The 19,898-nt window shown below is 45.7% G+C and carries 17 protein-coding genes; 16 read left to right on the top strand and 1 reads right to left on the bottom strand.

Going from position 1 to position 19,898, the window contains the following annotated elements; translation table 11 throughout:
• Positions 1–17: 17 nt before the first annotated feature.
• The 3 genes from ispG to C805_RS15980 are packed head-to-tail and all read left to right on the top strand — an operon-like array spanning position 18 to position 5,910.
• Entirely contained in the window at positions 18–1,085 is a 1,068-nt protein-coding gene (gene ispG / locus C805_RS15990; protein WP_016214944.1) for a flavodoxin-dependent (E)-4-hydroxy-3-methylbut-2-enyl-diphosphate synthase, read from the top strand.
• A gap of 2 nt (positions 1,086–1,087) precedes the next feature.
• The gene (locus C805_RS15985) at positions 1,088–5,566 is read left to right on the top strand and encodes a PolC-type DNA polymerase III (protein WP_016214943.1); all 4,479 of its coding nucleotides are present in this window, start codon (positions 1,088–1,090) and stop codon (positions 5,564–5,566) included.
• 11 nt (positions 5,567–5,577) lie between these two features.
• Entirely contained in the window at positions 5,578–5,910 is a 333-nt protein-coding gene (locus tag C805_RS15980) for an SCP2 sterol-binding domain-containing protein (RefSeq protein ID WP_016214942.1), read from the top strand.
• A gap of 191 nt (positions 5,911–6,101) precedes the next feature.
• Here the strand turns inward: C805_RS15980 and C805_RS15975 are convergent, their stop codons facing one another.
• Entirely contained in the window at positions 6,102–6,674 is a 573-nt protein-coding gene (locus C805_RS15975; RefSeq protein WP_016214941.1) for a xanthine phosphoribosyltransferase, read from the bottom strand.
• A 129-nt stretch (positions 6,675–6,803) separates the two neighbouring features.
• Between C805_RS15975 and rlmH the strand changes: the two genes are divergently transcribed.
• From rlmH to C805_RS15910, 13 genes are all read left to right on the top strand, one after another.
• Positions 6,804–7,283, top strand: a complete 480-nt coding sequence (gene rlmH, locus C805_RS15970; protein WP_016214940.1) for a 23S rRNA (pseudouridine(1915)-N(3))-methyltransferase RlmH — start codon at positions 6,804–6,806, stop codon at positions 7,281–7,283.
• A 280-nt stretch (positions 7,284–7,563) separates the two neighbouring features.
• Positions 7,564–9,270, top strand: a complete 1,707-nt coding sequence (locus C805_RS15965; protein ID WP_016214939.1) for a methyl-accepting chemotaxis protein — start codon at positions 7,564–7,566, stop codon at positions 9,268–9,270.
• A gap of 71 nt (positions 9,271–9,341) precedes the next feature.
• On the top strand, positions 9,342–9,656 hold the full coding sequence (locus C805_RS15960; RefSeq protein ID WP_016214938.1) for a hypothetical protein: 315 nt from the start codon (positions 9,342–9,344) through the stop codon (positions 9,654–9,656).
• A gap of 187 nt (positions 9,657–9,843) precedes the next feature.
• Positions 9,844–13,062, top strand: a complete 3,219-nt coding sequence (carB, locus tag C805_RS15955; protein WP_016214937.1) for a carbamoyl-phosphate synthase large subunit — start codon at positions 9,844–9,846, stop codon at positions 13,060–13,062.
• A 70-nt stretch (positions 13,063–13,132) separates the two neighbouring features.
• Positions 13,133–14,011, top strand: a complete 879-nt coding sequence (locus tag C805_RS15950; RefSeq protein ID WP_016214936.1) for a YicC/YloC family endoribonuclease — start codon at positions 13,133–13,135, stop codon at positions 14,009–14,011.
• A 15-nt stretch (positions 14,012–14,026) separates the two neighbouring features.
• A complete protein-coding gene (gene gmk, locus C805_RS15945; protein WP_016214935.1) occupies positions 14,027–14,671 on the top strand; it encodes a guanylate kinase in 645 nt (214 codons plus the stop codon).
• A 4-nt stretch (positions 14,672–14,675) separates the two neighbouring features.
• The gene (gene rpoZ, locus C805_RS15940) at positions 14,676–14,933 is read left to right on the top strand and encodes a DNA-directed RNA polymerase subunit omega (RefSeq protein WP_016214934.1); all 258 of its coding nucleotides are present in this window, start codon (positions 14,676–14,678) and stop codon (positions 14,931–14,933) included.
• 82 nt (positions 14,934–15,015) lie between these two features.
• A complete protein-coding gene (gene rimO / locus C805_RS15935; RefSeq protein WP_016214933.1) occupies positions 15,016–16,341 on the top strand; it encodes a 30S ribosomal protein S12 methylthiotransferase RimO in 1,326 nt (441 codons plus the stop codon).
• On the top strand, positions 16,338–16,880 hold the full coding sequence (gene pgsA, locus C805_RS15930; RefSeq protein ID WP_016214932.1) for a CDP-diacylglycerol--glycerol-3-phosphate 3-phosphatidyltransferase: 543 nt from the start codon (positions 16,338–16,340) through the stop codon (positions 16,878–16,880). The genes rimO and pgsA overlap by 4 nt, the downstream gene beginning before the upstream one ends.
• Positions 16,881–16,980: 100 nt before the next feature.
• On the top strand, positions 16,981–18,228 hold the full coding sequence (locus C805_RS15925; protein ID WP_016214931.1) for a competence/damage-inducible protein A: 1,248 nt from the start codon (positions 16,981–16,983) through the stop codon (positions 18,226–18,228).
• On the top strand, positions 18,225–18,776 hold the full coding sequence (gene rsmD / locus C805_RS15920; protein WP_016214930.1) for a 16S rRNA (guanine(966)-N(2))-methyltransferase RsmD: 552 nt from the start codon (positions 18,225–18,227) through the stop codon (positions 18,774–18,776). The genes C805_RS15925 and rsmD overlap by 4 nt, the downstream gene beginning before the upstream one ends.
• Positions 18,777–18,795: 19 nt before the next feature.
• Positions 18,796–19,272 (top strand): pantetheine-phosphate adenylyltransferase, encoded by a 477-nt coding sequence (coaD, locus tag C805_RS15915; RefSeq protein WP_016214929.1) that lies wholly within the window; start codon positions 18,796–18,798, stop codon positions 19,270–19,272.
• Between the two features lie 20 nt (positions 19,273–19,292).
• Positions 19,293–19,898: a hypothetical protein gene (locus C805_RS15910; protein ID WP_016214928.1), complete on the top strand. Its 606-nt coding sequence runs from the start codon at positions 19,293–19,295 to the stop codon at positions 19,896–19,898.

Genomic DNA, 19,898 nt, shown 5'->3' with positions numbered 1-19,898 from the left:
ATCAGAGGAGAGCAATTATGAACGAAACTGTCATTCGAAAACAGACCAGAGAAATCACCATTGGAAATAAGGCAATCGGTGGAAAGAATCCCATTCTGATTCAGTCCATGACAAATACCAGAACAGAAGATATCAAAGGAACCATTGCACAGATTCAGCGTCTCACAGCCGCAGGATGTGAAATAATCAGATGTGCGGTGCCCACCATGGAAGCCGCAGAAGCTCTGGCAGAAATCAAAAAGGGAATCACCATTCCTCTGGTGGCCGACATTCACTTTGATTATCGTCTGGCCATTGCAGCCATGGAACACGGGGCTGACAAAATCCGTATCAATCCCGGAAATATCGGTTCCGGAGAACGGATTCGGGCAGTAATTGATGTGGCGAAAGAACGGAATATTCCTATCCGTATCGGTGTCAACAGCGGTTCTCTGGAAAAAGAGCTGGTGGAAAAATATCACGGTGTAACAGCGGAAGGCATTGTGGAAAGCGCACTGGATAAAGTGCATATGGTGGAAAATCTGGGATATGACAACCTGGTAATCAGCATCAAATCTTCCGATGTACTGATGTGCGTCCGTGCCCACGAACTGATTGCAGAACGGACGGATTATCCCCTTCATGTGGGAATTACGGAATCCGGTACCATAACCAGCGGAAATATCAAATCTGCCCTGGGGCTGGGCCTGATACTTAGCCAGGGCATCGGCGATACCATTCGGGTATCTCTTACCGGCGATCCACTGGAAGAAATCAAATCCGCTAAAATTATTCTGCGGACCCTTGGATTGCGAAAAGGCGGCATTGAAGTAGTTTCCTGCCCCACCTGCGGAAGGACCCAGATTGATTTGATTTCACTGGCAAATCAGGTGGAAAACATGGTCAGCGACATTCCTCTGGACCTGAAAGTGGCTGTGATGGGCTGCGTGGTAAATGGGCCCGGAGAGGCCAGAGAAGCAGATATCGGAATCGCCGGAGGGATTGGAGAAGGCCTCATCATCAAACATGGAGAAATCATAAAAAAAGTAAAAGAAGAGGAGCTGCTTTTGGCTCTCCGGGATGAATTACTGCATTGGAGTGAATAAATATGAGCAAGCTGTTTTTTGATGTGTTTCCGGATTTAAAGGTTCCCTCAGAAATGGAAAAACTCATGACAGGAGTGGAAGTCACAAAAGTTTCTTCCAACCACCGGAGAGACCGGCTTCGGGTTTATCTTCTCAGCAGCAGGCTCATTGGAAAATCCAATATTTACCGCCTGGAATCAGACATTCGCAAACAGCTTTTTCCAAACCATGAGCTTACCATAAAAATCATTGAGACATTCCGGCTTTCCGGTCAGTACAGTCCCAGAAAGCTGATGGATGTTTACCGTGAAAGTATTCTGGAAGAATTCCGCTCTTACAGCCTGTTAGAATACAATATACTGCGCATGGCCAGAATGGAATTTCCGGAAGAACAGAAGATGCATCTTGTTTTTGAAGATTCCGTCATTGCAAGACAGAAATCAGAAGAAATCGTGGAAATTCTGGAAAAAATCATCTGTGAGCGCTGCGGGCTGAGCGTGGATATCCAGGTGGATTATCGGAATCCGGAAGCGAAAAAACACCGGAAAAACAGTGATTTACAGATTCAAAACCAGGTGGAACATATCCTTAACCATGCTGCCCGGGAATCTGCAGCCCTGTCCCATTCCCCGGAAACAAACCTGCCGGAGTCTGTACCGGAATCCCGGCAGAAACCTGCCGAACCCGGCGTAAAAAAATCTTCTGTCCTAAAGAAAAAAGAAAGTTTTTCCGGAAATGTTCCATCAGGAAGAAAAGGAAATTCCTATGGCGGATTTAAGAAATCGGACAACCCGGATGTAATATACGGACGTGATTTTGAAGATGAAATAATTACCATTGAACAGATTGCGGGAGAGATGGGTGAAGTAGTTGTCCGGGGAAAGGTGCTGAGTCTGGATACCAGGGAAATCCGTAATGAAAAGACCATTATTCTCTTTTCCATTACAGATTTTACCGATACCATCATGGTAAAAATGTTTTCAAAAAATGAAGCGGTGCCCGATATTACCTCAGAGGTGAAAAAGGGAGCTTTCCTGAAAATCAAAGGTATTACCACCATTGACAGATTTGACGGTGAACTGACCATTGGCTCCGTTGTGGGAATCAAAAAAATACCGGATTTCACTTCAATTCGTATGGACACCAGCCCTCAGAAACGGGTGGAACTCCACTGCCATACAAAAATGAGTGATATGGACGGCGTCTCTGAAGTGAAAGATATTATCAGACGAGCCATGAAATGGGGCCATAAAGCCATTGCCATTACAGATCACGGTGATGTGCAGTCTTTCCCGGATGCCAACCATGCCGTTTCTCCGGAAGATGATTTCAAAATAATTTACGGCGTGGAAGCCTATCTGGTGGATGATTTAAAGCAGATTGTGGAAAATCCAAAAGGCCAGGACCTGGACGATACCTATGTGGTATTTGATCTGGAGACCACCGGATTTTCTCCCATAAACAATCGAATTATAGAAATCGGCGCTGTAAAGGTATCCGGCGGGAAGATTGCGGAACGGTTTTCCACTTTCGTAAATCCACAGGTACCCATTCCCTTTAAAATTGAGGAACTGACCGGAATCAGAGACGACATGGTATTAAATGCGCCTGTCATAGAAAAAGCATTGCCGGAATTTCTGGAATTCTGCCGGGGTGCCATTATGGTTGCCCACAACGCCGGATTCGATATGAGTTTTATCAGTAAAAACTGCCAGCGCCAGAAACTTCCCTGTGAATATACGGTAATTGATACGGTGGCACTGGCGCGGGTACTGCTGCCTCATCTGAATCGTTTCAAGCTGGATACCGTGGCAAAGGCTCTGAAAATTTCTCTGGAAAATCACCATCGGGCCGTGGATGATGCAGCCTGTACTGCTGAAATTTTTGTAAAATTTGCAGAAATGCTGAAAGAGCGGGGAATTTCCACGTTAGAAGATGTAAACGCACTGGGCAGTACCTCTGTGGAAAACATCAGAAAGCTCCCCAGCCATCATGCCATTATTCTGGCCGCCAATGATACCGGAAGGATTAACCTGTATCGTCTGGTATCGGCAGCCCACCTGACTTATTTCCACCGGCAGCCAAGGATTCCCAAAAGCGAATTTCTCAAATACCGGGAAGGACTTCTGATTGGCTCCGCCTGTGAAGCGGGAGAACTGTATCAGGCCATACTGCGGGGACGTTCTGAAGAAGAAATCGCAAGGCTTGTGCGCTTTTACGATTATCTGGAAATCCAGCCTCTGGGAAATAATGAATTTATGCTGCGCGGAGAAGAACCGGCAGTTGCTTCTGAAGAGGAATTAAGAGATATCAACCGCAGAATTGTAACGCTGGGCGAAGAATTTCACAAACCGGTGGTGGCAACCTGCGATGTACATTTTCTGGACCCGGAGGACGAGGTATACCGCCGGATTATTATGGCAGGCAAGGGCTTTAAAGACGCAGACAATCAGGCGCCCCTGTACCTGCGCACCACAGAGGAAATGTTGGCGGAATTCGATTATCTGGGCAGTGAAAAAGCGGAAGAAGTTGTCATTACCAATCCAAACCGTATTGCCGACATGTGCGAAAAAATTTCTCCGGTGCGTCCGGACAAATGCCCCCCTGTGATTGAAAATTCTGACCAGATGCTCCGGGATATCTGTTACAATAAGGCCCATGAAATTTACGGGGAAGAGCTTCCGCCCATTGTACAGGAACGTCTGGAGCGTGAATTAAATTCCATCATATCCAATGGATATGCGGTGATGTATATCATTGCCCAGAAACTGGTGTGGAAGTCCAATGAGGACGGCTATCTTGTGGGTTCCCGTGGCTCCGTGGGATCGTCTTTTGTGGCAACCATGGCGGGAATTACCGAGGTAAACCCACTTGCTCCCCACTATTACTGCAAAAAATGCCATTACTGTGATTTTGAATCAGAAGAAGTCAGAACATATGCCGATGCCGGACGGGCCGGCTGCGACATGCCGGACAAAAACTGCCCGGTATGCAATGAACCTCTGATGAAAGAAGGGTTCGATATTCCTTTTGAAACATTTCTGGGATTTAAGGGAAATAAAGAACCGGATATTGACCTGAATTTCTCCGGAGAGTACCAGAGCAAGGCCCATGCCTACTGTGAAGTGATTTTCGGGTATGGCCAGACTTACCGGGCCGGAACCATTGGAACACTGGCTGACAAAACGGCATTCGGATATATCCGAAATTATTACGAAGAACGCGGCGTGCGGAAGCGAAACTGTGAAATCGACCGGATTGTCCAGGGATGTGTGGGCATCCGGCGTACCACCGGACAGCATCCTGGAGGAATTATTGTGCTTCCTCTGGGGGAAGAAATTCATTCCTTTACCCCGATACAGCATCCTGCCAATGATATGTCCACCGATATTGTGACCACCCATTTTGATTACCATTCCATTGACCACAACCTGCTGAAACTTGATATACTGGGACACGACGATCCTACCATGATTCGTATGCTGGAGGATCTGACCGGCATTGACGCCAGGAAAATTCCTCTGGATGACAAAAATGTCATGTCTCTGTTTCAGAATACTCAGGCCCTTGGCATTACACCGGAGGATATCGGCGGCTGCCAGCTGGGTTCCCTTGGAATTCCGGAATTTGGTACGGAATTTGTTATCCAGATGCTGATTGACACTAACCCCCAGTCTTTTTCCGACCTGGTACGGATTTCCGGCCTGTCCCACGGAACAGACGTATGGCTTGGAAACGCCCAGACCTTAATCCAGGAAAAAAAGGCAACCATTTCCACAGCAATCTGTACCCGTGACGATATTATGACCTACCTGATTGGTATGGGAATGGAAAGCGAGCTGAGTTTCACCATTATGGAAAGTGTCCGCAAAGGCAAAGGCCTGAAACCGGACTGGGAACAGGCCATGACAGAACATAATGTGCCGGACTGGTATATCTGGTCCTGTAAGAAAATCAAGTACATGTTCCCCAAAGCCCATGCAGCAGCTTATGTTATGATGGCATGGAGGATTGCCTACTGCAAGATTTTTTATCCCCTGGCCTATTACGCAGCGTTTTTCAGTATCCGGGCCACTTCTTTCAGCTATGAACTGATGTGTCAGGGAAAAGAAAAACTGGAATATTTTATGGCGGATTTTGAGCGCAGAAAAGATTCTCTGACCAAAAAGGAACAGGACACCGTAAAAGATATGAAGATTGTACAGGAAATGTATGCCAGAGGTTTTGAATTCCTGCCTCTGGATCTGTTTTCCGCACAGGCCCACATTTTCCAGATTGTAGACGGAAAGCTGATGCCTGCTCTGGACAGTATTGAAGGGCTGGGTGACAAGGCGGCGGAAGCAGTGGTGGAAGCAGCCAAAGACGGGCCTTTCCTGTCGAAAGATGACTTCCGCCAGCGCACCAAAGTATCCAAAACAGTGATTGATCTGATGGGAGATCTGGGAATTCTTGGAAATCTGCCGGAATCCAATCAGCTTTCATTATTTGATCATTTCTCATAAGGAGGTAAATTATGACGTATGAAGAATTTTTTTCAAAGGTAAAAGAAACTTTTATGGATGCAGATGTAAGCAATATCACGGAACATCTGGCTTATCAGTTTAACATCACAGGAGAAGCAGAAGGGATTTTTTATGTGGAGGTAAAAGAAGGTAAATTGTACGTGGAGCCTTATGACTACCATGACAGAGATGCCATGTTTACCTGTTCAGCGGAAAATCTGATTAAAATTGCACAGGGAAAACTGGACCCTATTCTTGCAGTGACCTTAAAAAAACTGAAAGTAGATGGAAATATTGACAAGGCCCTGAAGCTGAAAAGCCTGATTGGCGGAAAAAAGAAATAGCCGGCTCAGAACTCTGTGACAAATTCAGAACAGGCAGAAACAGAACACATGAGATTTTTCCTAAAGGAAAGAAAACCGGCTGATCTGTATAAAAAAGAATGCGCTATGCGCATTCTCCGCGCGAGCGGATTGCGCAGCAATAAACATCAACCCCGCGAGCTGCGCATCATTGTTTTTCAAACCGGTAAAGATTACGCTTTAAATTCAATATAATTTTCTGCCATTTTTGCAATGCGGGCCAGCGCATGGACTTCAATTCCCTGTGCTGTGAGTTTTTCCCGGCCAGGCTGGAAAGATTTCTCGATCAGAACGCCCAGTCCGGCAATGGTGGCATGGGACATGCGTATCAGCCGGATTGCAGCGGTAGCCGCTTCTCCGTTTGCCAGAAAATCATCCACAAGGAGCACATGGTCGTCAGCTGTAATATATTTTTTGGAGAGAGTCAGTTCATAATTCGTCTCTTTGGTAAATGAAGTCACCACAGTCTGGTATAAATCCTGATTCAGAATCTTGGAAGGCTGTTTTTTCAGGATTACCATGGGAACCCCCAGAGCAAGGGAAGTCATAATGGCCGGAGCAATTCCGGAACTTTCGATGGTGGCAACTTTGGTAATGCCTCTGTCCTTAAAATGTTCTGCGATTTCTTTTCCCATTTCCTGCATTAACGCCGGATCTACCTGATGATTGATAAAACTGTCCACTTTTAAAATATGTTCATTTACGGCAATACCGTCCTGTCTGATTTTTTCTTCCAATAATTTCATAATAAGTTCACCTCTGAAAATTAGTATCTGTATGTACTGGGTAATTTATATGGATTCTTTGAAAATTCGAAGCTCAGAATATATTATAAAGGAAAAAGCGCTATATTACAACAAAAAGGAGAGCATAACGTGAAAATAACTCTGATAGCAGTAGGAAAAATTAAGGAAAATTTTTACCGGCAGGCCATTCTGGAATTTCAGAAACGCCTTGGCCGGTACTGCAAGCTGGAAATCATTGAAGTGGCTGATGAGAAAACGCCGGACCATGCCAGTGCCGCTGAAGAAATCCAGATAAAAGAAAAAGAAGGCCAGAGACTTATGAAGCATTTCCGTGAGGACGCCTGGATCTGTGCACTGGCAATCGAAGGAAAGATGCTGGATTCTGTGGAACTTTCTGAAAAACTGGAAAGTCTGGGAGTATCCGGAACCAGTCACATCATATTTGTCATCGGCGGTTCCCTGGGACTGGCAGACCAGGTTCTGAAACGAGCGGATTACCTGCTGAGCTTTTCAAAAATGACATTTCCTCATCAGCTGATGCGGGTGATTCTGCTGGAACAGATTTATCGGAGCTATCGTATTCTTATGAAGCAGCCATATCACAAGTAGGTAAAAAAGAACGTATGTTAGTAAAAATTAAAAAATAAGAATCGTATTTAACCCCATGGAAGTGTGTGCTTCCATGGGGTGTGTTGTCTGATGGAATATATTTTAACAGGGAAAGATGGATATGAAGCGGTGCAGTGTGCGTGCAGAATGCTTCCCCAACAAGCTGGTTATTTTGGAAGAATAAAACCACAAAAGCAACGTGTGGAATGATTGTAATTTGGCGGGGGAGTGTGTATAATAATATATGACGTTGTCAATGCGTGACCAGGAGGATATCCCAATGAAAAAGACAAGTATTTTTAAGCAGCTTCTTTTGCCTATGATACTGATTGTATGTGTACTGGCATTATGTTTAACAGGAATTGTTGTAACTATTTTTGTAAAATCCTATGAAAGGCAGATATACGGCAGGAGCCAGGACAAGTCTCAGCTGGTATCCGGAGAGATTGCCATGTTTTTGGACGGTGCCTATGGAATTACAGAAGAATTATCTGTTAATCCCAGTATTCTCACCATGGAAACTGATATACAGACACCGATTCTTGAAGATTGCGTCAGACGTAATTCTTATCTGGAACTTCTTTACATACAGGGAACAGACGGCATGCAGACAGGCCGATCTTCAGGTGAACTGGCAGACCGTTCCGGCAGATGGTGGTTTCAGCAGACTGTGGAAGAACAGAAACCGTTTATCTCGAAATCTTATTATTCCGTAAATACCGGAATGCCATGCGCTTCCATCTTTTTTCCCATGTATCGGGAAAATATGTTTACCGGAATTTTTGCAGTGGATTTAAAACTGGATTACCTGCAGAGTCTGACAGAAGAATTTTCCGATACGGAACATGGAGAGTATTCCTTTGTTATTGACGGAGAAGGCGTTGTGGTGGCCCATCCGGACAGCACCCAGACAAAAGAACTTTACAATTATAAACAGATGACGAAAACTGTTTCCGGTAAAGATAAGAACGGACAGCCCATGGTTGACCCGGAAGGCAATATTGTAACCGAGGAACAGGCCATAACGATTTCCGAGGATTATCAGAAAATCATCACAGAGGTTATGGCAGGAAATACCGGAAGCGGCAAAATTACAAATGAAGGCGAAGATTACATTGTAAGCTATGCATCTGTCCCGCTCAAAGGGGCATCTGATACCTGGTCTGTGATAACTCTTTATAAAGAAAAATCAGTAATGGCTCCGGTATATCGAATGATTGCAGTTGCGGCAGCAGTGGCTCTTTTTATTATCGCAGCCGCAATTTTGGTGACTGCATTGCTGGCACGCAGACTGACCAGTCCGATTGTGTCTGTTACTGAACTGATTCAAAACGCTTCGGATGGTGATTTTACTGTTCAGGCAGAAGAAAACAATAAGAATGAAATCGGCGTATTGTCAAAAATTTTTAATAAAATGACAGAAAAAATATCGGGGATTCTGAGGAAAAATGCGGTGATTGCCGGAGAAGTTGTGGAAAGTGCCGGACATTTAAAACAAATTGAAACAGATATAGAGAAAACCAGCCAGGCAGTCCGGGAAATACTGGACGGCTCACAGGCACAGGATGAAGATGTGAAGGAAGTCCTCATACAGGAAGAACTGTTAGGCGCGAATTTTGAGCATTTACGGGAAAAGAGCAGACTCCTTCTGGAAAATGCACACAATACCATTGTTTCCAGTGAAAAGGGAATTGAAGATGTTGCAAAACTTCAGAAACAGAACAGGGAGGCTTCCAGGGGAATGGCGGATGCCTATGATAAGATTATGGCACTGGAAGACCAGTCTCAGAAGATTTCAGGAATCTTAAATACAATCAACCATATCTCTTCTCAGACAGAACTGCTTGCCCTGAATGCCTCTGTGGAAGCTGCACGTGCAGGAGAGCATGGCAAAGGCTTTTCCGTAGTGGCAGAATCCATCGGAAGACTTGCGGCAGATTCGTCGGAAGACTTGCGGCAGATTCGTCGGCAGCAACTGATGACATAGAAAAAATCATTGCAGAACTGTGCAGTGAAATCTCTGATGTTGTTGCAAATATCGACTCTATCCGTGCAGGTGTGGATGGACAGACTCAGGCGGCAAAACAGGTACAGGGAACCTTTGCAGATTTCCGTATGCTGGCAGAACAGACAAAAGAATCCGTCAGCAGCATGGAAGAACTTGTGGAAAAAATGCATCAGTGTGACCGTACAGTGGTGTGTGCTGTAGAAAGAATACAGAATATCTCCGCAAACACAGCAGGATTTACCGAACAGGTGGCAGAATCCATAGAGGAGCAGGTAAAAGGCATTGCCAAAGTAGCCATGTGTATTGAAAATTTATCAGAAGTTTCTCAGGAAATGAAACAGGAAATGACAAAGTTTAAAATATAGAAGAAATCTTTGCAATACCATATTTTTCGTTCATACAGACAATGGGGCCATCATTGTCTGTATGAATCAGGCCTGCATTTTAAACGGAAATAAACTTTCCCGTTGCTACCTGAAAGATTTTCCTGTATAATAGTTTACTGAGAAATATCGTCAACAAAAGTAGTCGTTACAGACAGGAGGAACAAGAATGTCTCAGAGAAAAGATATCCACAAAGTGCTGATTATCGGTTCCGGTCCCATTGTCATTGGACAGGCATGTGAATTTGACTATTCCGGTACACAGGCGTGTAAGGCACTGAGAAGTTTGGGTTATGAAATCGTATTGGTAAATTCCAATCCTGCCACCATTATGACAGACCCGGAAACTGCCGATGTTACTTATATTGAACCTTTGAATGCAGAACGAATGGAACAGATTATTGCAAAAGAGAGACCGGATGCATTGCTGCCAAACCTTGGCGGGCAGTCGGGTCTTAATTTATGTTCAGAACTTGCCAAAACAGGAGTTCTGGACAAATACAATGTGCAGGTGATCGGCGTACAGGTGGATGCCATTGAACGAGGCGAAGACCGGATAGAATTTAAAAAAACCATGGACAGCCTTGGCATTGAGATGGCAAGAAGCGAAGTAGCCTACTCTGTGGAAGAAGCCATGGAAATTGCAGACAAACTGGGATATCCGGTGGTCCTGCGTCCGGCCTATACCATGGGCGGCGCAGGAGGCGGTCTTGTATACAATGTGGAAGAACTGAAAACCGTCTGTGCAAGAGGACTTCAGGCCAGTCTTGTTGGACAGGTACTGGTGGAAGAATCCATTCTGGGCTGGGAAGAACTGGAACTGGAAGTAGTCCGGGATGCGGACAACAACATGATTACCGTATGCTTTATTGAAAATATTGACCCCCTTGGCGTGCATACGGGAGATTCTTTCTGTTCCGCCCCCATGCTCACCATATCCGAAGAAGTACAGAAACGGCTGCAGGAAAAATCCTATAAAATTGTGGAATCCATTCAGGTTATCGGCGGCACCAATGTACAATGGGCCCATGATCCCAAAACAGACCGGGATATTGTAATTGAAATCAATCCCAGAACCTCCCGGTCCTCCGCACTGGCCTCCAAAGCCACCGGATTCCCCATCGCACTGGTATCTGCCATGCTGGCCACGGGGCTGACCCTTTCGGATATTCCCTGCGGAAAATACGGCACACTGGATAAATACGTGCCGGACGGAGATTATGTGGTAATCAAATTTGCCCGCTGGGCTTTTGAAAAATTCAAGGGCGTGGAAGATAAGCTGGGCACCCAGATGCGTGCAGTGGGAGAAGTCATGAGCATTGGAAAGACTTTTAAAGAAGCCTTCCAGAAAGCCATCCGCAGTCTGGAAACCGGCCGCTACGGCCTGGGACACGCCAGAGACTTTGACAAAAAATCAAAAGAAGATTTATTAAAACTCCTGATTACTCCCTCCAGCGAGCGGTATTTCATTATTTATGAAGCATTGCGGAAAGGAGCCACACCCGAGGAAATTCACGAAATCACCAAAGTAAAACATTATTTTCTGGAGCAGATGAAAGAACTGGCAGAGGAAGAAGAAGCCCTGGCAGCAGAAAAAGGCTGTCTTCCTTCTGACCACGCTTTGATTAATGCCAAAAAACATGGATTTTCAGATAAATATTTAAGCCAGATTTTAGAAATACCGGAGGCGGACATCCGGGAAAAACGAATTTCCCTGGGTGTGGAAGAAGCATGGGAAGGCGTACATGTCAGCGGAACCAAAGACAACGCCTACTATTACTCCACCTACAACGCAGAAGATAAAAACCCCGTTTCAGAAGGGAAACCCAAAATCATGATACTGGGCGGCGGCCCCAACCGGATTGGACAGGGGATCGAATTTGATTACTGTTGTGTCCATGCCTCTCTGGCATTGAAAAAACTGGGATTTGAAACCATTATTGTAAACTGTAACCCGGAAACTGTTTCTACCGATTACGACACCTCCGACAAACTCTATTTTGAACCGCTGACTCTGGAGGATGTGCTGAGTATCTACAAAAAAGAAAAACCGGCAGGCGTAATTGCCCAGTTTGGCGGCCAGACTCCTCTGAACCTGGCGGCAGATCTGGAGAAAAACGGTGTGAAGATTCTGGGCACCGCCCCCTCTGTGATAGATCTGGCAGAAGACCGGGATCTGTTCCGGGCCATGATGGATAAACTGGAAATTCCCATGCCGGAATCCGGAATGGCAGTCAATGTGGAGGAAGCGCTGCACATTGCAGAAAAAATCGGTTATCCTGTTATGGTGCGTCCTTCTTATGTGCTGGGCGGACGCGGTATGGAAGTGGTATACGATGCCGACAGCATGGAAGGCTATATGAACGCCGCTGTGGGCGTAACTCCCGACAGGCCCATTCTGATTGACCGTTTTCTGGGACATGCAACGGAATGCGAAGCAGACGCCATCAGTGACGGAACACACGCCTTTGTACCGGCAGTAATGGAACATATCGAGCTGGCCGGGGTACATTCCGGTGACTCCGCCTGCATTATTCCATCCAGACATATTTCAGAAGAAAATGTGGCAACCATTAAGGAATATACACGGAAAATCGCAGAAGAAATGCATGTACAGGGACTGATGAACATGCAGTACGCCATTGAAAACGGAAAAGTGTTCGTACTGGAGGCCAACCCAAGAGCATCCCGAACCGTACCTCTGGTGTCCAAGGTATGCAATATCCGCATGGTACCCCTGGCCATCGACATAGTAACTGCAGAACTGACCGGAAATTCCTCTCCGGTACCGGAACTGAAAGAAACAAAAACCGGCTATTACGGTGTAAAGGAATCGGTTTTCCCCTTTAACATGTTCCAGGAAGTGGACCCGGTATTAGGACCGGAAATGCGTTCTACAGGAGAAGTCCTGGGGCTTTCCGAATCCTACGGAGAAGCATTTTTCAAAGCTCAGGAAGCTGCTCAGATGAAACTCCCCCTGGAAGGAACCGTGCTGATTTCCGTCAGTGACCGGGATAAGCCGGAGGTAGTGGACATCGCAGGAAAATTTGCAGAAGCAGGATTTCATATTATCGCCTCCAAAAATACCTGCAGGCTCATTCGGGAAGCAGGCATTGAAGCAGATATGGTTCATAAACTTCAGGAGGGCAGACCAAATATGCTGGATCTGATTACCAACGGCAAAATTGATTTAATTATCAACACGCCCATTGGCCAGGAGCGGAAAACGGATGACAGTTACCTGAGAAAAGCCGCCATTAAGAAAAAAATTCCCTACATGACTACCATGGCAGCAGCAAAAGCCACCGTCAGCGGAATTCTTTCTCTGAAAAAACATGGCAGCAGTGAGGTACGGTCCCTGCAGCAGCTCCATGGAAATATGAAATAAAAAGAATCCTGATTGACTAATTATGGGAATTGTTTTATAATACATTCATCTATGCATACAGGAGGCTCTTATGATAAAAAGCATGACCGGCTTTGGACGCTGCGAGCTTGCAGACGAGGCCCACAGGGTTACGGTAGAGATAAAGTCGGTAAATCACCGGTATCTGGATCTTACTGTCAAGATGCCGCGGAAAATGAATTTTTTTGAAAATAATATCCGCAATCTCCTGAAAAAACATATCCAGCGGGGAAAAGTGGATGTTTATGTTACCTGTGAAGACTGCACGGAAAACCAGATTTCTCTAAAATATAACCAGGAGCTGGCAGAAAAGTACGTGGAATACATCCGGCAGATGGGAGATGCTTTCTCTCTGCCCTGTGATCTGAGTGCCGGAGAACTTTCCCGATACCCGGAAGTCCTCACCATGGAAGCTCAGGCAATGGATGAAGAAGAACTGTGGAAACTGCTGGAACAGGCCGTCACAGAAGCTGCCCGGCAGTTTGTGGCAGCCCGCGTTCGGGAGGGAGAACTGTTAAAAGAAGATTTACTCAGGAAGCTGGAACTGATGTCTGAATATGTGGAACAGATTGAACAGCGTTCCCCGGAAATTCTCACCGAACACCGGCAGAAACTGACGGATAAAATCCGAGAGCTGATGTCTGATGCTCAGATAGACGAAAACAGAATTCTTACGGAAGTCACCATTTTTGCAGACCGAATCTGTACGGATGAAGAAACAGTTCGTCTGAAAAGCCATATCAGCAGCACCAGAGATACACTGACAGAAGGCGGAAGCGTGGGAAGAAAACTGGATTTTATTGCCCAGGAAATGAACCGGGAAGCGAATACCATTCTTTCCAAAGCCAACGACCTGACTGTTTCCGACATCGCCATCAATCTGAAAACAGATATTGAAAAAGTACGGGAGCAGATTCAGAACATAGAATAAAAGGAATTGCATGTAATGAAAAGAAGCAGGAAAACAGGCATTTTGACTGTGGTATCCGGATTCTCCGGCTCCGGAAAAGGAACTATTATGAAGCAGCTTCTGGAAAAGTATCCGGATACCTACGCACTGAGTATTTCAGCCACTACCAGGACTCCCAGACCGGGAGAAAGCCATGGAAAAGAGTATTTCTTCGTGTCAGAAGAAGAATTTCTGGCCATGATAGAAAATCACGCACTGTTAGAATACGCACAGTATGTAAACCATTATTACGGAACACCTGAAGCATATGTGAGGCAGCAGCTTGACCAGGGGAAAGACGTCATTCTCGAAATCGAGATTCAGGGCGCCCTGAAAGTCAGAGAAGCCCATCCCGACACGTTACTGCTGTTTGTAACGCCTCCAAACGGGGAAGAACTGAAGAACAGGCTGACAGAAAGAGGAACGGAGACAGAAGAAGTAATCCGTTCCCGTTTAAGCCGTGCCTGGCAGGAAGCCCAGGGAGTGGAAGCATACGACTACCTGGTAATCAACGATAATCTGGATGAATGTGTGGAACAGGTACACACCATCATACAGAACGAACATGCCCGTGTGGCCGGAAACCATGAATTGATTGAAAAAATCAGGGCTGAGTTAAAAGGCTTTGCGAAAGGAGAATGATATTATGATGCTGCATCCGTCTTACACAGACTTAATGAAAGTGGTAAACAGCAACGTTGAGATTGGAGAGGAACCGGTAGTAAACAGTCGTTACTCCATTGTACTTGCAACCGCAAAAAGAGCAAGGCAGATTATCGGAGGGGAAGACCCGCTGATTGACAACCCTTCCAATAAAAAACCTTTTTCCATTGCGGTGGAGGAATTATACAGCAGTAAGGTGAAAATTGTGGGCGAAGAAGACAGTGAGGATTCAGAAGTCTGAATACGCTCCGGCAAAGTTACCACATTGTTCTGTCAGACGACAGAATGGTGTGGTAATCTTTATAAAGGAAATGGAGAAGAACATGAGAATTTTATTTGTTTCTCTGGGATGTGATAAAAACCTGGTAGATACAGAGTATATGATAGGAACGCTGAGAGAAGCCGGCCATACTTTTACTGATGAGGAAGAACAGGCAGAAGTGATTATCATTAACAGCTGCTGCTTTATCAATGACGCAAAAGAAGAAAGTATCAATACCATTCTGGAACTGGCGGAATATAAAGACGCGGGAACCTGTCAGGCCCTGCTGGTAACAGGCTGCCTGGCAGAACGGTACCGGAAGGAAATTATGCACGAAATTCCCCAGGTGGACGCAGTGCTGGGCACCGGTTCCGGCGAAAAAATTGCAGCGGCTGTGGAAGAGGTGCTGAAAGGGAAAAAATACGAGTCTTACCAGCCTCTGGAAAATCCCCCTTTCTCTTCCGGAAAACGTTTTCTGACCACCGGCGGGCATTATGCCCATCTGAAAATCGCAGAAGGCTGCAATAAAAACTGCACTTACTGTATTATTCCAAAGATCCGGGGCCGCTATCGCAGCGTACCCATGGAAGAACTGCTGACCCAGGCCAGGGAACTTGCCGCTCAGGGAGTAAAGGAACTGATTCTGGTGGCCCAGGAAACCACTTTATACGGCCTGGATTTATATGGAAAAAAATCATTGCACATCCTTCTGGATGAACTGAACAGGATTTCAGGTATCCAGTGGATTCGTATTATGTACTGTTATCCGGAAGAAATTTACGAAGAACTGATTCAGTCCATAAAGAGAAATAAAAAGGTCTGCCATTATCTGGATATGCCCATCCAGCATATCAGCAATGCAGTCCTGAAACGAATGGGTCGGAAAACCACCAGAGAAGAACTTACGGAAAAACTGGCACATCTGAGAGCGGAAATTCCTGACATTACACTCCGCACTACCCTGATTGCCGGATTTCCGGGTGAAACCCAGGAAATGCACGAAGAACTCATGTATTTTCTCAATGAAATGGAATTTGACCGGCTGGGTGCATTTTCCTATTCCCAGGAAGAGAATACACCAGCGGCAGAATTTCCGGATCAGGTAGAAGAATATCAGAAATCCATCTGGAAAGAAGATATTATGGAACTGCAGGAAGAAATCATTTTTGACAAAAATGAAGAAATGAAAGGGCAGGAACTGTGGGTCATGATCGAGGGAAAAGTGGAGGGAGAAAACGTCTGCATCGGCAGGACTTACCGGGACGCACCGGAGATTGACGGCTACATCTTTATCAATACGGAGGAAACACTGATGACCGGAGACTTTGTGAAAGTAAAGGTGACCGGAGCACATGAATATGATTTAACAGGAGAGGTGATTGTATGAACTTACCAAACAAATTAACGATTTTACGAATGATTCTGATTGTGCCTTTTGTAATCTGCATGCTGGTTCCCGGTCTGGGCGAGGCAGGCATGTATGCATCCGTTGTACTGTTTATCATTGCCAGTCTGACAGACCTGATGGATGGAAAAATTGCAAGAAAATATGATTTGGTGACAAATTTCGGGAAATTTATGGACCCTCTGGCTGATAAACTTCTGGTAGCGTCTGCATTGATCTGCCTGACTGCAAACGGAAGCCTTGCAGCCTGGATTTCCATTATCATTATCAGCCGGGAATTTATCATCAGCGGATTCCGTCTGGTAGCCTCCGACAACGGAATCGTAATTGCGGCAAGTTACTGGGGAAAATTCAAAACCACCTTTCAGATGATTATGATCGTAATGCTGATTTTAAATTATGACAATGATATTTACCGGATTTGCGCAGCCATCATCACTTATATTGCGCTGATTCTGACCCTTGTGTCCTTAATTGATTATATTGTCAAGAATAAAGACGTTCTGAAAGAGCAAAAATAATGTTACTGTTTACGAAACGTATGTATCGTAACAAAACAATAACTGTTTACAGCCAATGATTTTTATTTGCTGTGATTTTCAGAGAAAAGGATGAAGGACAATGACAGTAGAATTAATATGCGTGGGAACAGAATTACTTCTGGGAAATATCGTAAATACCAACGGCGCTTTCCTTTCGGAACAGTGCGCCATGCTGGGGCTTTCCATGTATTATCAGAGCGTGGTGGGCGATAATGCCGGACGTCTGGAACAGCTGCTTCACACAGCAAAAGAACGTTCCGATGTGATTATCCTGTGCGGAGGGCTCGGCCCTACCAGAGATGACCTGACCAAAGAGACCGCTGCAGAAGTTATGGGCAAAAAACTGGTGGAGGATGCAAGAGCCAGACAGGAAATCCGGGAATTTCTGGAAAAAAGAGGACATGAAATTACGGAAAACAACTGGAAACAGGCATTGGTACCGGAAGGCTGCAAGGTGCTGTATAACAGCAACGGTACCGCCCCCGGCATCATTATGGAAGATGAAAATACCTGCATGATTCTTCTTCCGGGACCGCCAAACGAGCTGATCCCCATGTTTGAAGAACAGGTATATCCCTGGCTGCGCAGCCTGCAGCCGGAAGTGATCTGCTCCAGAATGGTCAAGTTCTGCGGCATAGGAGAAAGCGCGGCAGAGACAAAGATACTGGATTTAATTGACGCACAGAAAAATCCCACAGTGGCACCTTACGCCAAAACGGGAGAAGTACATCTGCGTATTACTGCAAAAGCAGTGACAGAAGAAGCGGCCTTTGACCTGATTGCGCCGGTGGAAGACGCCCTGAAACAGCGGTTCGGAGATCTGATTTACACAGACGATCCCCAGGTAACCCTGGAACAGGCCATAGCAGAACTGCTGAAGGAACACCACCTCACCATTACCACAGCAGAATCCTGTACCGGGGGACTGCTGGCAGGAAGGCTGGTGAATGTTTCCGGCATCTCGGAAAACTTCAAAGAAGGCTATATTACCTATTCCAATGAGGCCAAGGAAAAACTGCTGGGTGTTTCCCATAATACGTTAAAGAACCACGGGGCTGTCAGCCCTGAAACTGCAGAGGAAATGGCCAGAGGCGGACGGAAAGCGGCAGGGGCAGATATCTGCGTGGCCGTAACCGGTATTGCAGGACCGGAAGGCGGTACTGCTGAAAAACCGGCAGGACTGGTCTATATCAGCTGCTGCTGTAAGGGAACAGTTTATACCGAAAAAAATCTGTTCAGCGGAAGCCGCAGCAAAATCAGGGAATATTCTGTGGCAAGCGCACTGACCCTTCTTCGAAAAGCAATTTTAAACGAGGTGAAAAAATGAGAATCATAGCAGGAAGCGCCCGGAGCCTTCCCCTGAAAACCCTTTCCGGCATGGAGACAAGGCCCACATCAGACCGAATCAAGGAAACCTTATTTAATATGCTGAACCCGGAACTTCCGGGCAGCAGGTTTCTGGATCTGTTTGCCGGAAGCGGACAGATGGGCCTGGAAGCCGTCAGCCGGGGAGCTCAGGCGGCGGTTTTCGTGGAAAACAATAAAAAGGCAGCCTCCTGTATTGAGGAAAATATACGGTTTACCAGATTTACAGACCAGTGCACGCTGTTGGTAAAGGATGTCATTTCAGCAATCCGATGGCTGGAGGGCAGAGAACATTTTGACCTTGTATTCCTGGACCCGCCATACAGAAAACATCTGGAAAAAGACGTTTTGCAGGCTCTGGGAGAATCATCGCTGATTACTGAGTCATCACTGATTGTAGTGGAAGCAGCTCTGGATACGGACTTTTCCTGGGCAGAATCCATGGGCTATACCATTACAAAGGAAAAAACTTACAAAACCAACAAACATGTATTTCTGCGGTTGATGTAAGAAGCTACGGGGGAAACAGATGAAAAGAGCAATTTATCCGGGCAGTTTTGACCCGGCAACCTTTGGACACATTGATATGATAGAACGTTCTGCGCAGATTGTGGATGAGCTGGTGGTGGCAGTTTTAATCAATAGTGCAAAAAATCCATTGTTTTCTGTACAGGAACGTGTTAGTATGTTAGAAGAGATTACAGGCCATATTCCAAATATCAGAATTACATCCTTTAACGGTCTTCTGATTGATTACGCCAGGGAAGCAGATGCTTCCATTATTGTCCGAGGTCTCAGGGCTGTCACTGATTTTGAATATGAACTTCAGATTGCCCAGACCAACCGTATTGTAAATTCCCGGATTGACACGGTATTTTTAACTACCAGTCTGGAATATGCCTATCTGAGCTCTACCATCGTGAAGGAAGTTGCTTCTTACGGGGGAGATATTTCTCATTTTGTACCGGAGCAGCTTATAGACAGAATTTATGCAAAATATAGCTGAATGTAAGGAGCGTTACATATATGAGTAACAAAATTGAGCAGATTATCGACGAAATAGAAGACTATATCGAAAACTGTAAATACCAGCCTTTTTCCAACAGCAGAATTGTGGTGGACAAAGATGAAATCGAAGATTTGTTATCAGAACTCCGCAGAAGAATGCCCGATGAGATTAAACGTTATCAGAGAATGATCAGTAATAAAGAAGCGATTCTGGCAGACGCACAGGCCAAGGCTGATGCCATTATCGCTCAGGCAGAAGTACATACCACGGAACTGGTCAGTGAACACGAAATTATGCAGCAGGCATATGCCCAGGCCAATGAGGTGGTATTAATTGCCACCAACCAGGCACAGGAAATTCTGGATAACGCCACAAATGATGCAAATAATATCCGTATGGGAGCCATCCAGTACACGGACGATATTTTAAAAGGCCTGGAAAGCATTATCGGACACGCCATAGACAGTACCAGAGCCCGGACAGACAACCTTTTAAATTCCCTGCAGGAATGCTACACTGTGGTGAATACCAACCGTATCGAGCTGTCGCCGGCAGGTGGAGATCCGGATTCCGGAACCAGTGAAAACGAATCTGTTCCGGAACTTCAGGTTACAGAAATATAA

The sequence above is a fragment of the Eubacterium sp. 14-2 genome (assembly GCF_000403845.2).
Classification (GTDB): domain Bacteria; phylum Bacillota; class Clostridia; order Lachnospirales; family Lachnospiraceae; genus Petralouisia.
This window is presented reverse-complemented; position numbering and strand designations above follow the sequence as displayed.